The sequence below is a fragment of the Burkholderia sp. BCC0397 genome, from assembly GCF_902832865.1.
GTDB lineage: Bacteria > Pseudomonadota > Gammaproteobacteria > Burkholderiales > Burkholderiaceae > Burkholderia.
This window is the reverse complement of sequence record NZ_CADFDL010000001.1, coordinates 835274-849383: the sequence shown is the minus strand read 5'-3', so window position 1 is coordinate 849383 and position 14110 is coordinate 835274. Positions and strand designations below refer to the sequence as shown.

The window sequence follows — 14110 nt, the reverse complement described above, 5'->3', positions numbered from 1 at the left end:
GGAATCAGGCCGCGTCGTCGCGGTAGATGCCGACGACCGGCGCTTCACCGACGCGCGCGTAGCCGCGGTACATCCCTTCGGTGTTGAACGGCATCGCGATGTTGCCCTGTGCGTCGACCGCGATGATCCCGCCGCGGCCCGCCAGGCGCGGCAGCTTGTTCATCACGACGTCGTGCGCGGCATCGGCGAGCGACGCGCCGCGATACGCGATCTGCGCGGCGACGTCGTAGGCGGTCGCGAGCCGCATGAACATCTCGCCGGTGCCCGTCGACGATACCGCGCAGGTCGCGTCGTCCGCGTAGCAGCCGGCGCCGATGATCGGCGAATCGCCGACGCGCCCCGGCTGCTTGTTCGTGATGCCGCCCGTCGACGTCGCCGCCGCGATGTGGCCGTTCAGGTCGCACGCGACCGCGCCGACCGTGCCGTGCTTGCGGTCCGGATCGAGCGGCTCGGCCGGCTGCGCCTGTTGCTGCGACTGGCCGAACGCGAACGTCGCCGCATCGTGATCGAGCATCATGCCGGCTGCCGCGCGCGCCTTGACCCACTGCGCATGCCGCGATTCGGTGTCGAAGTAGCCGGGCTCGGCGAGTTCGAGCCCCTGCGCGGCCGCGAACGCATCGGCTCCCGCGCCGGCGAACAGCACGTGCTCGCTCGCCTCCATCACGCGCCGCGCGGCGAGCACCGGATTGCGCACGCGGGTCGCGCAGCAGATCGCGCCGGCGCCGAGCGTCGCGCCGTCCATGACCGCCGCGTCGAGTTCGTGCTTGCCTTCCGCCGTATAGACGGCGCCGCGCCCGGCGTTGAACAGCGGACAATCCTCGAGCATCCGCACCGCGACGGTGACGGCGTCGAGCGCGCTGCCGCCATCGGCCAGCACCTGTTGCGCGGCCTGCAGGATCGCGGTGAGTTCGGCGCGGTACCGACGTTCGGTGTCGGTATCCATCGCTTCGCGCAGGATCGTGCCTGCGCCGCCGTGAATCGCGACGATCGCGGGTGAAGTCATGATTTTTTCGGACGGGGGAAAGAAGGGTTGGCGGCCGACAAGGCCGCTTGCGGCTGCACGAGCCACGGCAGCAGGAATTCGGTCATCTCGGCGGCGGATTTCGCGGACCGGTGCGTGCGCAGCGCGACCGCATCGATCAGCGCCTCGATCATCGTGAGCACGGCGGCTTCCGACGTGGCCGCGAAACGCCGCTCGGCCTTGACGTACAGGTTCAGCGACGCGATCGGTGCGAGCGGCGATTGCGGGCCGTCGGAGATGCCGAGCACGCCCGCGCCGCGCGCCGCCGCACGACGGGCCAGCTCGACCGTGTCCTTCACGTAGCGCGGAAACGCGAGCGCGATCACGAGATCGCGCGAATCGGCCGTGTACAGGCGTCGCGCCGCATGCGAAGGCCCGCCAAGCAGCGCGAGCGACTGCACGCTGTCATGGCAGACGGACAGTCCGTGCTCCATCAAGCCGGCCAGGAACGCGCTCGACCCGGCGCCGAGAATCAGCACGCGCCGTGCGCCGACGATCGCCTCGACCGCCGCCTCGACATCGGCCGCGTCCAGGTGCGCGCGCGTGTTCTCGATGTTGGCGGCAGCCTGGTCGAACACCGCGTCGATCCAGACCGCGCCGCGCACGCCGGACTCCTGCTCCTGCGCGGAACGCAGCCGTTCGACCGGCCCGAGCGTGGCCTCGAAGCCGCGCACGAGCGCCGCGCGCATCGCCGGATAGCCGTCGAAACCGAGCGCCTTCGCGAAGCGGTTCGCGGTTGCGATCGACGCATTCACGGCCTGCGCGAGCTCGTCGATCCGCATCGTCGCCGCGCGAAACGGGTTCGCGAGCACGAATTCGCCCATGCGCCGGTGAATCGGCGTCATCAACGGCATCGCCGACGCGATCCGCTCGGCGATCGCGGGTTCGTCGTGACTGACATCGGGCTGAACGAAAGGCGTCATGCGAAGGGTCGTTGCAAGGTTCAATGAAAATCAATTTACACAATCCGCTTCTCGAAAAGAAATAAATTTTCATCGGGGTTGTCACGCCCCGCCGGACATCCATCGACCGCCGAGAAGCTCGCTCGGCCCCGCCGCACGGGCCTTGGCTGGCGAGCGCCGCGGGTCGCCGCTCACCGGGTGCCGTCCACTCATCGGGAAAACCCCGAGTACGTTCATTCGAATGCAGATTCACGTTGACCGGATTCGTATTCGAACATAGGATGTTCGAAAATGATCAGTCGTCAGATAACATCGCAGCGCGATGACGACTGAATTTTCGCTCGAACACCCTGATTTCGATATAAACCGGCTAAAACCGGCGCACATCAAGATCGGACATCGTACGAACAAAAACGAAACAAGCCATCTCCGACGGATGGCCTTCATGGACCGGGCAGGCGCCGCGCGCCCGCCCTCCCTGACAGGAGACAGCAGTGAAGACAGTCAAGGCGTTGCGCTGGTGGATCATCGTGCTCGTGTGTCTCGGCACGATCCTCAACTACCTCGCACGGAATTCCCTCGCGGTGCTCGCGCCCGAGCTCAAGCAGGTGTTCGCGATCTCGACGCAGCAGTATTCGTACATCGTCGGCGCGTTCCAGATCGGCTACACGATCATGCAGCCGGTATGCGGGTTCATCGTCGACCTGATCGGGCTGCGGCTCGGGTTCGCGCTGTTCGCGATGCTATGGTCGGTGGTCGGCGTCGCGCACGGCTTCGCATCCGGCTGGCTGTCGCTCGGCATCCTGCGCGGCTTGCTGGGCCTGTTCGAGGCCGCCGCGATTCCGTCCGGGATGAAGGCCGTCGCCGAATGGTTTCCCGATCGCGAGAAATCCGTCGCGGTCGGCTACTTCAACGCGGGCACGTCGCTCGGCGCCGCGATCGCGCCGCCGCTCGTCGTGTTCCTGTCGATGCGGTTCGGCTGGCAAGCCGCGTTCATGGTCACCGGCGCGCTCGGCTTCGCGTGGGCCGCGCTCTGGTACACGCAGTACCGTTCCCCCGCCGACCATCCGCGTCTCACGCCGCAGGAGCGCACGCTGATCCGCGACGGCCAGGCCACGATGCCGCCCGTGTCGAAGCGCCGCATCCGCGACGTCGTCACCGCACGGCGCTTCTGGGCGATCGCGCTGCCGCGCTTCTTCGCGGAACCGGCGTGGCAGACCTTCAGCTTCTGGATTCCGCTGTATCTGGCCACCGAGCGCCACATGCCGCTCACGCAGATCGCGGTGTTCGCGTGGATGCCGTTTCTCGCGGCCGACCTTGGCGGCATCGCGGGCGGCTACCTGTCGCCCTACCTCGCGAATCGCTTCAAGCTGCCGCTCGTGTGGTCGCGCGTCGCCGGCGTCGCGCTCGGCGCGGTGCTGATGCTCGGGCCGGCGATGATCGGGCTCGTGTCGTCGCCGTACACGGCGATTGCGCTGTTCTGCGTCGGCGGCTTCGCGCACCAGATGATCTCCGCGCTCGTCAACACGCTGTCGGCCGACGTCTTCGATCCCGAGGAAGTCGGCACCGCGAGCGGCTTCGCCGGGATGGCCGCGTGGATCGGCGGCCTCGGCTTCTCGCTGCTGGTCGGCGCGCTCGCCGACAAGATCGGCTATGCGCCGCTGTTCGCGTGCCTCGGCCTGTTCGACCTCATCGGCGTCACGCTGCTCGCGGTGCTGATCCGCGGGCAGTCGAAGCAGGAACGCCTGCTCGCGCAGCACGCCTGACCTCCGTTTCCACCAGGAATCGCATTCATGACTTCGCTCCTTCATCCGCCCGTGTTCCGCGTCGCCGACCGTCAGGCGAACCGTGTGCTGCTCGCATCCGATACCGGTGCCACCCTCGAAATCTTCGTGCTCGAGGACGACATCGTGCGCGTGCGCGTGCTGCCCGACGCGACCGCGCGCAACCCGCGCACGTGGACGATCGCGCCCGGTCTCGACGACGTGCCGCTCGACGGGCGCGACCGCCTCGACCTCGGCGGCTTCGCGCTGCCCCACTACGACTTCGTCGAAGACGACGACGGCGTGCGCATCGAAACCGCGCAGATCCGGCTCGCGGTGCGCCGGCAAGGCGGCCATTGCACGTGGTCGATGCGCGGCGCGGACGGTGCATGGCGCGTCGCGCTCGCCGACCGCGCGACGCAGGCGTACAACTTCGGCTGGTGGGACGATCGCGCGTATCACTACGTCGCCCGCGAGCGCAGCGACAAGGCGTTCGGCCTCGGCGAACGCGCAGGCGAACTCGACCGCACGGGCGCGCGCTTCGAGATGCGCAACATCGACGCGATGGGCTACAGCGCGAAGTACACCGACCCGCTGTACAAGCACATCCCGTTCTACATCACGTGGTCGCCCGATGCGTGCCAGGGGTTCGGGCTGTTCTACGACACGCTGTCCGACTGCGCGTTCGACATGGGCCGCGAGCTCGACAACTATCACGGGCTCTATCGCTATTTCGTCGCCGAGCACGGCGATCTCGACTACTACTTCATCGCGTCGCCCGCTACGCCGCTCGCGGCCGCGCGGCGCTTCACGTGGCTCACTGGGCGCCCCGCGCGCACGCCGAAATGGGGGCTCGGCTATTCGGGCTCGACGATGAGCTACACCGATGCGCCGGACGCGCAGCAGCAGATGAACCAGTTCGTCGAGCAGTGCGACGCGCACGATATCCTGTGCGATTCGTTCCACCTGTCGTCGGGCTATACGTCGATCGGCGCGAAGCGCTACGTGTTCAACTGGAACCGCGACAAGTTCCCCGATGCGAAGGGCTTCGTGGGGCACTACCGCGACCACGGCATCCGCCTGTGCGCGAACATCAAGCCGTGCCTGCTGCGCGACCATCCCGCCTTCGACGAAGCCGCGCGGCGCGGGCTGCTGATCCGTTCGGCATCGGGCGAACCCGCATGGGTGCAGTTCTGGGACGAAGTCGGCGCGTACCTCGACTTCACGCAGCCGGACGCGTACCGCTGGTGGCGCGAGCAGGTCACGTCGGCGCTGCTGGAATACGGGATCGAGTCGACCTGGAACGACAACAACGAATACGAGATCTGGTCGCCCGACGCGATCGCGCACGGCTTCGGCGAGCCGTTTCCGGCGCGCGAAGCGAAGGTGCTGCAGACGATGCTGATGATGCGCGCGTCGCGCGACGCGCAGCGCGAACATGCGCCGGCGCGGCGGCCGTTCCTCGTGTCGCGCTCCGGCGGCGCCGGCATGCAGCGCTACGTGCAGACCTGGTCCGGCGACAACTACACGTCGTGGGAGACGCTGCGCTACAACCTGAAGATGGGCCTCGGGCTCGCGCTGTCGGGCGTGTCGAACATCGGCCACGACATCGGCGGCTTCTCCGGCCCCGCGCCGTCGCCCGAATTGCTGCTGCGCTGGGTGCAGTTCGGCATCTTCATGCCGCGCTTCAGCATCCATTCGTGGAACGACGACGGCACCGTCAACGAACCGTGGATGTACCCGGAGATCACCGCGCAGGTCGCGTCGCTGATCAAGCAGCGCTACCGGCTGCTGCCCTACCTCTATCACCTGCTGTGGCTGTCGACGGCGCGCTACGAACCCGTGCTGCGGCCGACCTTCGCCGATTTCCCCGGCGATGCGCGCTGCTACGACGCATGCGACGACATGATGCTCGGCGACGCGCTGCTGGTCGCGCCGGTCGTCGATCCCGGCCAGACGGAGCGCACGGTGTACCTGCCGTCGGGCGCACGCTGGACGTGCTGCGCGAGCGCGCAATCGTTCGACGGCGGCGCGAGCGTGACGCTGCCCGCGCCGCTCGACACGCCGGTGATGCTGCTGCGCGAAGGCCGCGTGCTGCCGCTGAACGTCGCCGAACAGCATTTCGGTGCGCGCGCCGACACGCGCGGCTTCCTCGTCGCACCGCGCATCGAGGACGGCGTCGCGTACGGCGAATGCGTCGAGGACGACGGCGAGACGGAAGCGTGGCGCGACGGCGAATACGGACTGTGGCGCATCGAGACCGGCCGCGAGGCGTCCGGCGTGCTCGGCGTATCGGTCCGCTGGGACGGCCGCCCCGCGCGCCCGGCCGACCGCGTCGAGATCCTGCTGCCCGCGTCGCTGCACGGCCCGGTTGCCGTGCGCGATGCGCGTGTCGAGCAGGATGCGCGGGACGGTGCGTGGCGCCGCCTCGTCGTCGCGTTCGACCACTGAGCAAACCCGATCAGGCGGGCCGTTCGCGCGGCTCGCCGCCCTGCCACAGAGGAGGCATTCGACCTCCCGCCCCCGTTGAAAAGATGAAGAGACTCCGGAGATCGACAATGAAAGCACCCGTCAACCGTTACGCAATCCTTATTTTATCGGCCGCGTCGCTCGGCACGACCGCCGCCCACGCGCAGAGCAGCGTCACGCTGTACGGCGTCGTCGACGATTCGCTCGCGTACGTGAACAACCAGCAGGGACACTCGAACGTGTACATGCGCGACGGCAACCTGTATGCGTCGAAGTTCGGTCTGCGCGGCGACGAGGATCTCGGCGGCGGCACGCATGCGATCTTCGACCTGCAGGCCGGCTTCAACCTGAATACGGGCGCGCAGGCCGCCGCCGGCACGATATTCAATCGCCAGGCCTTCGTCGGTCTGCGCAACGTTCGCTACGGCACGGTCACGGCCGGCCGCCAGTACACGCCCTACTTCCTGTTCGTCGGCCCGTACGCGTCGAGCAGCTGGCTGACGGGCGCCACCGGCGCGCATCCGGGCGACATCGACGGCCTCGACACGACGATCCGCGTGAACAACTCGGTCACCTATACGTCGCCGACCTTCGCCGGGCTGACCGCCAGCGCGATGTATGCATTCGGCGGCATTGCCGGCGCGACCGGCAAGGGCAACACGTTCAGCGCCGCGCTGCGCTACGCGAACGGGCCGATCGGGATCGCGGCCGGCTACCTGCGGATCAACAGTTCCGGTTCGTCCACCGGCTTCCTGAACCCGGCCACCGCGCCGTCGGGCAGCTTCGCGGTATCCGTGCTGAACCAGGGCTACCTGACCGCGAAGGCCGTCGAACAGGTCGCGGCGGCCGGCAACTACACGCTCGGCGACCTGACGATGGGGCTCAACTATTCGAACGTGAAGTACCTGCCCGGCAACGGCTCGGCGTTCACCGACACGGCCGTGTTCAACACCTACGGCGCGCTTGCCGCGTACCGCTTCACGCCGACGTTCTCGGTGGCCGGCGCATTCGCGTACACGCTCGCGTCGAAGGCGAACGGCGTCGCGAACGCGGCCCGCTATCAGCAGGTCTCGCTGAAGGAATCGTACAGCCTGTCGAAACGCACGACGCTCTATGCGCTGCAGGCGTACACGCATTCGAGCGGGCGGACGCTCGGCGCGCAAGGTGCCGGCCACATCGTCGACGCGGCGCCGATCGTCGGCGATTCGCAGCAGCTCACGCCGTCGACGACGCACGGCCAGTTCGTCGGCATGGCCGGGATCGCCGTCACGTTCTGAACCCGCCCGGCGGCGCCTTCCGTGCGCCGCCTGCGCCCCGGACGATGCGCATGCCGCGCGCGCCGTCCGGGCGCCCGATCCGCATTCGCCGCGGCGTTTTCCCCGCCTCGCCGGCCCGCCGCACGCACCGCGCGGGTTTTCGCGATCGCCCCGATACCTTACAATCCGTCAGGCTCATCCCTTCTGCATGCCCCTTCTTGCAGTCCTGACACCGAGGTACACTCGACGCACGCCGTATCAGGGTCCGACGCGCGACGTGCGCGCCGGGCGGCGTCGCGCTTCGTTGCGCCCACAACTGGATGCCCGCCATGCCGGATTCCCGTCCCTCGCCCCGCACGACATTCAAGCCGCAGGTCGTCCTGCCCGCGCTCGCCGTGATCGGCGCGCTACTCGTCGTGTGCGCACTGCGCCCGAGCGAAGCCGGCGCACTGTTCTCCGCCGGCCAGCAATGGGTCATCGCACGGTTCGACTGGTTCTACGTGCTCGCCGTCACCGGCTTCCTCGTGTTTCTCGTGCTGATCGCCGCCAGCGACTTCGGCAACATCCGGCTCGGCCCGGACGATGCCGAACCCGAATTCAGCTTCGTGTCGTGGACGGCGATGCTGTTCGCGGCCGGCATGGGCATCGGCCTGATGTACTTCGGCGTCGGCGAGCCGATGCAGCATTTCCTGAAGCCGCCGACCGTCGATCCCGGCACGCCCGCCGCCGCGCGCGAGGCGATGCTGATGACCTTCTTCCACTGGGGCTTCCATGCGTGGGCGATCTATGGGCTGATGGGGCTCGTGCTCGCGTACTTCGGCTTCCGCTACAACCTGCCGCTCACGCTGCGCTCGGGGCTGTATCCGGTGCTGCGCGAGCGCATCAACGGCTGGATCGGTCACACGGTCGATGCGTTCGCGCTCGTCGGCACGGTCGCCGGGATCGCGACGACGCTCGGCTACGGCGTGATGCAGCTGAGCGCGGGCCTGCATACGGTCGCCGGGTGGGACACGGGCAGCAACCTGTTCCGCATCGGGCTCGTCGCGGTGGTCGTGATCCTCGCGGGCGTGTCGGCCGCGACCGGCCTCGACAAGGGCGTGCGCCGGCTGTCCGAGCTGAACCTGCTGCTCGCGTTCCTGCTGCTCGCCTTCGTGGTGATCGCGGGCCCGACGGCATTCCTGCTGCGCGCGCTCGGCGACAACATCGGCCAGTACCTGTCGAGCCTCGTCGACCTGTCGTTCCGCACCTATGCATACGCGTCGCCGCGCGAGGAAGGCTGGTTCGGCGGCTGGACGATTCTCTACTGGGCGTGGTGGGTGTCGTGGTCGCCGTTCGTCGGCATGTTCATCGCGCGCATCTCGCGCGGCCGCACGATCCGCCAGTTCGTGATCGGCGTGCTGCTCGTGCCGACCGCGTTCAACCTCGTCTGGATGACCGTGTTCGGCAACAGCGCGATCTGGCTCGATACGCACGGCGCGGCCGGCGCGCTCGCGCAGACGGCAACCAACGTCGATGCGCTGCTGTTCCGCTTCTTCGATTTCCTGCCGTTGTCGCAACTGCTGTCGATCGTCGCGATCGTGCTGATCGCGGTGTTCTTCGTCACGTCCGCCGATTCGGGCGCGTTCGTGATCGACCAGATCGCGACGCGCGGCAACGCGCATTCGCCGGTCTGGCAGCGGCTGTTCTGGGCCGCGCTGCTCGGCGTAACGGCCGCGGTGCTGCTCGTCGCGGGCGGGCTCGGCGCGCTGCAGGCGATGACGCTGATCGCCGCGCTGCCGGTCGCCCTCATCATGCTCGCGCTCTGCTACGGGCTGTGGCGCGGGCTCGCGGCCGACCGCGCGCACTATTCGCAGGACGTTGCGCCTGCAACGAGCTTCTGGACCGGCCAGCACTGGCGCCATCGCCTGACGCACATCCTGCGGCAGACGACCGAGGCCGAGGCGCGCCAGTTCGTCGCGGAAACGGTCGAACCCGCGCTGCGCAAGGTCGCCGACGAGCTGCGCGCGAGCGGCGTCGATGCGCACGTGCAGCGCGACAGCGACGATGCGGTGCGGCTCACCGTGCCGACCGCCGAACATCGCGATTTCGTGTACGGCGTGCGCGTCACCGCGAAATCCGCGGCCGCGTTCCTGGTGCGCGAGGCGGCCGAGCCGGACGAGTCGCGTGCGCACGTCCATGGCATCGTCACGTTTTTCGAGGACGGCCGGCTCGGCTACGACGTCGAATACCTGCGCGGCGACGAAGTGATCGCCGACGTGCTGCGCCAGTACGAGCGCTACGTGTCGCTCGCCGCGGACAAACGCACGCACCTGCTGAGCCGTGCGCCGGGGCACGCGACGGAGGCCGAATGAGCGGACTGCTGCAAAGCCGCGCTGTCGACGTCATCGCGCTCGGCACGCTCGCCGTGCTGTACCTCGGCGGCGCCGGCGTCGCGCTGTGGCGAATCCGCGCCGCGGCGCCGCTCGGCAAGGTCTACTGGATCGTCTGCGCGGCGCTGCTCGCCGGCGGCGCCGTCGCGATGGGCGGCAACCTGTCGCCGGTGCCGAACAGCGGCGAGATGCCGCCCGGTTTCGCGCTCGGCGTCGAGGCCGTCCTGCTCGGCCTCGTGCTGGTGGCCGGCGGCTGCGCGTGGCTGATGCTGCGCGCGCGGAAGCGCTGACGCCCGCGCGTCGTCACGGCCGCTTCGTCACGCGGGCACGGTCACGTGCGGGGCGGACGGGCGGCCGATCCCTCCCTGATCCGCTGCTTTCACGCTACACATCTGCGGTCGGCGCGCGCGCCATCACGAGCCAGCACGCCGCATCGAAACGCACCTCGGCGCCCTGCACGTACGGCTCGAACGCTGCGCGCAGCGTGTCGATCACGCGCCGCCGCGTCGCTTCGTCCGTCTCCAGCAATGCAAGGCCTACCGGGCCCAGCCGGGCAATGTAGTCGTCCAGCGCGGACGCCGGCAGCACGCATGCCCGGTCGACCGGCTCGATCGCAACATCGACCCAGCCGCTGTCCGACAGCACCGACGCGATCCGCTGCCGGTCGCCGAACGCAAACTGCCCCGGTGCGCCGGGCTGCCGCGCGGGCAGGTTCGGCAGCAGCGGCGCGGCCGCCCGCTCGGCCGTCGTCATGAACGGGTTGTCGGCCGCGCCGCGCCACGCGACGAACCGCATCGGCGCGCCCGGACGCGCCGCCTGCCGCAGGTTCGCGAACGCCCGCACCGGATCGTCGAAGAACATCACGCCGAGGCGCGACACGATCAGGTCGACGCTCGCCGGCTCGAACGCATGCGTCTGCCCGTCCGCACACACGAACCGCGCGCGCAGGCCGTTGCGTTCGGCACGCGCCCGGGCGGCGTCGATCATCCGCGCCGAAATGTCGATGCCCGTGCACTGCGCGCTCGCGCCGAGCCGCCGCGCGATCGCGAGCGTGACCGCGCCCGTGCCGCAGCCGACATCGAGCACGCGGGTTGCAGACGACGCTGCCGCGGCATCCGCCAGCAGCGTTTCGAACGGCTCGAACATCCGGTCCATCGGCGCCTGCGCATCGACCCATGCGCGCCCCGATGGACCATTCCATAGCGCCGATTGCGCTTCGTTGGGCCGGTTGGCTTCCATCGTCGATTCCCTTTCGATTCATTGATGACGAACCGGACTGTGCTGCTTCAAGCCGGCTTGAAGTCAAGGCCAGTGTGCGCCCGCGTCGCGCCCCGTTTTTTTCATATTTCTTACATTTGCGCTGCGTATCGTTGACGACTTTCCTACGGTGCCTCTCCCTCCCATGCGACGATTCCTCACGCGCGCGCTGCTCGTGCGCTGCGCCCCGCTTGCTGTCCTCGCCGCGCTGTCCGCGTGCTCGAATCATATCGATACGCCGGACGATCCGGCCAGCGCGTCGGCCAACATCCAGGCCGCATGGGTCGAGATCGGCGATGCGAACCAGGCGATCGCGCGCGTGATCACGAACTACACGCCCGCGTCGGCCGGCGATCCACTGTGCCCACAACTGACCGTCGACGGCAAGCTGTCGCGCATGGCACTGCGCGCGGGCGCCGCGACCGTCGCCCAGCGGCCGACCGCCAGCGACCCGGCCGATTCGAAGCCGTCGAGCTTCCCGGTGTCCGTCTGCGAGGTGACGCTGCCGACCGGCGCGCAGGCGGCCAGCGTCGCGGGCCGCACGCTGCCGCTGCCGAAAGCGCAGCCGCAGCGCATCGCGATCATCGCCGACACGGGCTGCCGGATGAAGAAGGCCGACAACGCATGGCAGGCGTGCAACGATGCCGCGGTCTGGCCGCTCGACACGATCGCGGCCAGCGTCGCGAAGCTGTCGCCCGATCTCGTGCTGCACGTCGGCGACTACCACTATCGCGAGAACGCGTGCCCACCGGACATCGCCGGCTGCAAGGACAGCCCGTGGGGCTACGGCTGGGATACGTGGCAGGCCGACCTGTTCCGTCCGGCCGCGCCGCTGCTCGCGAAGGCGCCGTGGGTCGTCGTGCGCGGCAACCACGAGGAATGCGCGCGGGCGGGCCAGGGCTGGTTCCGCTTCCTCGACCCGCGCCCGTATTCGGCCGCACGGTCGTGCGACGATCCGGCCAACGACAACAACGCGAACTATTCGGAACCCTATGCGGTGTCGCTCGGCGGCGGCTCGCAGGTGATCGTGTTCGACACCGCGAAGGTCGGCCGCACGCCGCTCAAGACGACCGACGCGCAGTTCGGCATCTACCAGAAGCAGTTCCAGACGGTCGCATCGCTCGCGTCGAAAGCCGGCATGACGACGACGATCTTCACGAACCATCATCCGATCCTCGCGTTCGCGCCGATCGCCGGCAGCACGCCCGCGCCGGGCAACCTCGCGCTGCAGTCGGTGATGTCGAGCCTCAACGCGCAGGCGTACTACCCGCCGGGCGTGCACGTCGCGCTGCACGGTCACGTGCACGATTTCCAGGCGATCAACTTCTCGTCCGGGCACCCGGCGACGATCGTGTCCGGCAACGGCGGCGACAACCTCGACGTCGCACTGCCCGACCCGTTCCCGGCCGGCCTGACGCCCGCGCCGGGCGCCGTGATCGAGCGGCTGTCGCACAACAACAGCTTCGGCTTCCTGATCATGGAGCGCAACGCCGCACCGGCGACGGGCTGGGTGTTCCGCGCATATTCGGCGGCCGGCAAGCTACTGGCGTCGTGCAACCAGTCGGGCACGACGCTCGCCTGCGACAAGACGGGGTTCATCGCGCCGTGACGGAAGAAGTTCGATGTGACGGCCACGGGGTGCGTGGCCGGCAGATGCTGCGCACGCTTGCCGCAACCGTGCTCGCCGGCCTGACGCTCTCGGCCCACGCCGCACCGGCCGAAACGGTGCTGCTTCCCGGCGCGCCGCCGTCGCGTGTCGTCGACACGATCGGCACCGGCACGCCGCAGGTAACGGGCAAGATCGACGCGGCCACCGCGCGCTTCGCGCCCGACCCGACGCTCGTCGCGCTCGGCCGCCGGATCTTCTTCGACCCGCGGCTGTCCGAGCCGCGCGGCATGTCGTGCGCGGGCTGCCACGATCCGGGCCGCGCGTTCGCGCCGACGCTGTCGGCCGCGTCGCTCGCGGGGCCCGGCGTGCCGGAAGGCAGCCGGCCCGGGCGCTTCAGCCAGCGCAACGCACCGTCGTTGCTGTATGTGCGCTACGTGCCGCGCCGCCATTTCTACCAGGACGACGATGCGCCCGCGCCGTCGCCGTTCGGCGGCCTGTTCAGCGACGGTCGCGCGGATACGCTCGCCGAGCAGATCCGCGGGCCGCTGTTCGATCCGAACGAGATGAACAACCGGTCGCCGGCCGCGTTGCTGCGCAAGGTCGATGCGACCGAACTCGCGCCCGATCTCGCCGCGCGCTTCGGCGCGCCGGTGCGGCGCGATCCCGAGCAACTGGTGCGCGCGCTGGGCTCGGCCGTCGAAGCCTATCTGCAGAGCGACGAGATGGCGCCGTTCACGTCGCGCTTCGACACGTTCCTGCGCACGCGCACGCCGCTCGCGCCGGCCGAGATGCGCGGCCTCGCGCTGTTCCGGAATCCGGACAAGGGCAATTGCATGACCTGCCATACGCTGTCGGACACGTCGAGCCGCCCGGAGCGCTCGCTGTTCACCGATTTCGGCTACGACGCGATCGCGGTGCCGCGCAACCGTGCGCTGCCGGCGAACCGCGATCCGCGCCATTTCGACAACGGGCTGTGCGACACCGCACGACGACTGCGCTGGCCCGAACCGACGCAATGGTGCGGCTACCTGCGCACGCCGGGGCTGCGCAACGTCGCGGTCAAGCAGACGTTCATGCACAACGGCGTGTTCACGACGCTGCGCGACGCGGTCGCGTTCTACAACACGCGTTCGACCGATCCGGGCTTCTGGTATCACGGCGCCAACACGTTCGACGACGTGCCGGCCGCCTATCGCGGCAACATCAACGTCAACTCGACACCGATGAACCGCCGGCCCGGCACGCCGCCCGCGCTGACCGACGCGGAAATCGACGACATCGTCGCGTTCCTCGGCACGCTGACCGACGCGCGCTATACCGGCCGCGCCGCCCCGGCCGCTCCCGCGGCCCGGATCACGCGCGCCGCCGCGCCGGTGCGCTGACCCTGGCCGAACGGCCAGCCGACACGCCGCCGCTTGCGGTTAGCGCAAACACTGGTTATATTTACAGTACTGTATTTATGAA

Annotated in this window: 10 protein-coding genes; 7 read left to right on the top strand and 3 right to left on the bottom strand. The window is 69.0% G+C overall.

Annotation, left to right across the window (positions count from 1 at the left end; all coding sequences use genetic code 11):
• Positions 1-4 precede the first annotated feature (4 nt).
• Positions 5-1003, bottom strand: coding sequence for an isoaspartyl peptidase/L-asparaginase (locus HWX03_RS03855; RefSeq protein ID WP_175870309.1), 999 nt, complete (start codon positions 1001-1003; stop codon positions 5-7).
• Complete coding sequence (locus tag HWX03_RS03850; RefSeq protein WP_175870308.1) at positions 1000-1944, bottom strand: MurR/RpiR family transcriptional regulator; 945 nt, start codon at positions 1942-1944, stop codon at positions 1000-1002. Before HWX03_RS03850 ends, HWX03_RS03855 begins: the two co-directional genes overlap by 4 nt.
• Positions 1945-2417: 473 nt before the next feature.
• On the opposite strand from HWX03_RS03850, the gene HWX03_RS03845 reads away from it, so the two are divergent.
• The 5 genes from HWX03_RS03845 (at position 2418) to HWX03_RS03825 (ending at position 10070) form a co-directional block, all read left to right on the top strand.
• Positions 2418-3689, top strand: a complete 1272-nt coding sequence (locus HWX03_RS03845) for an MFS transporter (RefSeq protein ID WP_175870307.1) — start codon at positions 2418-2420, stop codon at positions 3687-3689.
• 27 nt (positions 3690-3716) lie between these two features.
• The gene (locus HWX03_RS03840; protein WP_175870306.1) at positions 3717-6137 is read left to right on the top strand and encodes a glycoside hydrolase family 31 protein; all 2421 of its coding nucleotides are present in this window, start codon (positions 3717-3719) and stop codon (positions 6135-6137) included.
• 107 nt (positions 6138-6244) lie between these two features.
• The gene (locus tag HWX03_RS03835) at positions 6245-7432 is read left to right on the top strand and encodes a porin (protein ID WP_175870305.1); all 1188 of its coding nucleotides are present in this window, start codon (positions 6245-6247) and stop codon (positions 7430-7432) included.
• 308 nt (positions 7433-7740) lie between these two features.
• Complete coding sequence (locus tag HWX03_RS03830) at positions 7741-9762, top strand: BCCT family transporter (protein WP_175870304.1); 2022 nt, start codon at positions 7741-7743, stop codon at positions 9760-9762.
• Entirely contained in the window at positions 9759-10070 is a 312-nt protein-coding gene (locus HWX03_RS03825; protein ID WP_175819430.1) for a hypothetical protein, read from the top strand. The genes HWX03_RS03830 and HWX03_RS03825 overlap by 4 nt, the downstream gene beginning before the upstream one ends.
• Positions 10071-10164: 94 nt before the next feature.
• On the opposite strand, the gene HWX03_RS03820 is transcribed toward HWX03_RS03825, so the two are convergent.
• Entirely contained in the window at positions 10165-11019 is an 855-nt protein-coding gene (locus tag HWX03_RS03820; RefSeq protein WP_175870303.1) for a class I SAM-dependent methyltransferase, read from the bottom strand.
• A gap of 163 nt (positions 11020-11182) precedes the next feature.
• Here HWX03_RS03820 and HWX03_RS03815 point away from each other — a divergent pair, with 163 nt between their 5' ends.
• Together HWX03_RS03815 and HWX03_RS03810 are read left to right on the top strand one after the other, a co-directional pair.
• Positions 11183-12646 (top strand): metallophosphoesterase, encoded by a 1464-nt coding sequence (locus HWX03_RS03815; RefSeq protein ID WP_175870302.1) that lies wholly within the window; start codon positions 11183-11185, stop codon positions 12644-12646.
• A 44-nt stretch (positions 12647-12690) separates the two neighbouring features.
• The gene (locus tag HWX03_RS03810) at positions 12691-14028 is read left to right on the top strand and encodes a cytochrome c peroxidase (RefSeq protein ID WP_244132568.1); all 1338 of its coding nucleotides are present in this window, start codon (positions 12691-12693) and stop codon (positions 14026-14028) included.
• The last annotated feature ends 82 nt before the right edge of the window (positions 14029-14110 follow it).

Bases quoted from the DNA above. Each gene is read 5' to 3' on its own strand.
- HWX03_RS03825 (WP_175819430.1), top strand. From the start codon at position 9,759: ATGAGCGGACTGCTGCAAAGCCGCGCTGTCGACGTCATCGCGCTCGGC.
- HWX03_RS03815 (WP_175870302.1), top strand. From the start codon at position 11,183: ATGCGACGATTCCTCACGCGCGCGCTGCTCGTGCGCTGCGCCCCGCTT.
- HWX03_RS03830 (WP_175870304.1), top strand. From the start codon at position 7,741: ATGCCGGATTCCCGTCCCTCGCCCCGCACGACATTCAAGCCGCAGGTC.
- HWX03_RS03820 (WP_175870303.1), bottom strand. From the start codon at position 11,019: ATGGAAGCCAACCGGCCCAACGAAGCGCAATCGGCGCTATGGAATGGT.
- HWX03_RS03810 (WP_244132568.1), top strand. From the start codon at position 12,691: ATGCTGCGCACGCTTGCCGCAACCGTGCTCGCCGGCCTGACGCTCTCG.
- HWX03_RS03850 (WP_175870308.1), bottom strand. From the start codon at position 1,944: ATGACGCCTTTCGTTCAGCCCGATGTCAGTCACGACGAACCCGCGATC.
- HWX03_RS03835 (WP_175870305.1), top strand. From the start codon at position 6,245: ATGAAAGCACCCGTCAACCGTTACGCAATCCTTATTTTATCGGCCGCG.
- HWX03_RS03840 (WP_175870306.1), top strand. From the start codon at position 3,717: ATGACTTCGCTCCTTCATCCGCCCGTGTTCCGCGTCGCCGACCGTCAG.
- HWX03_RS03855 (WP_175870309.1), bottom strand. From the start codon at position 1,003: ATGACTTCACCCGCGATCGTCGCGATTCACGGCGGCGCAGGCACGATC.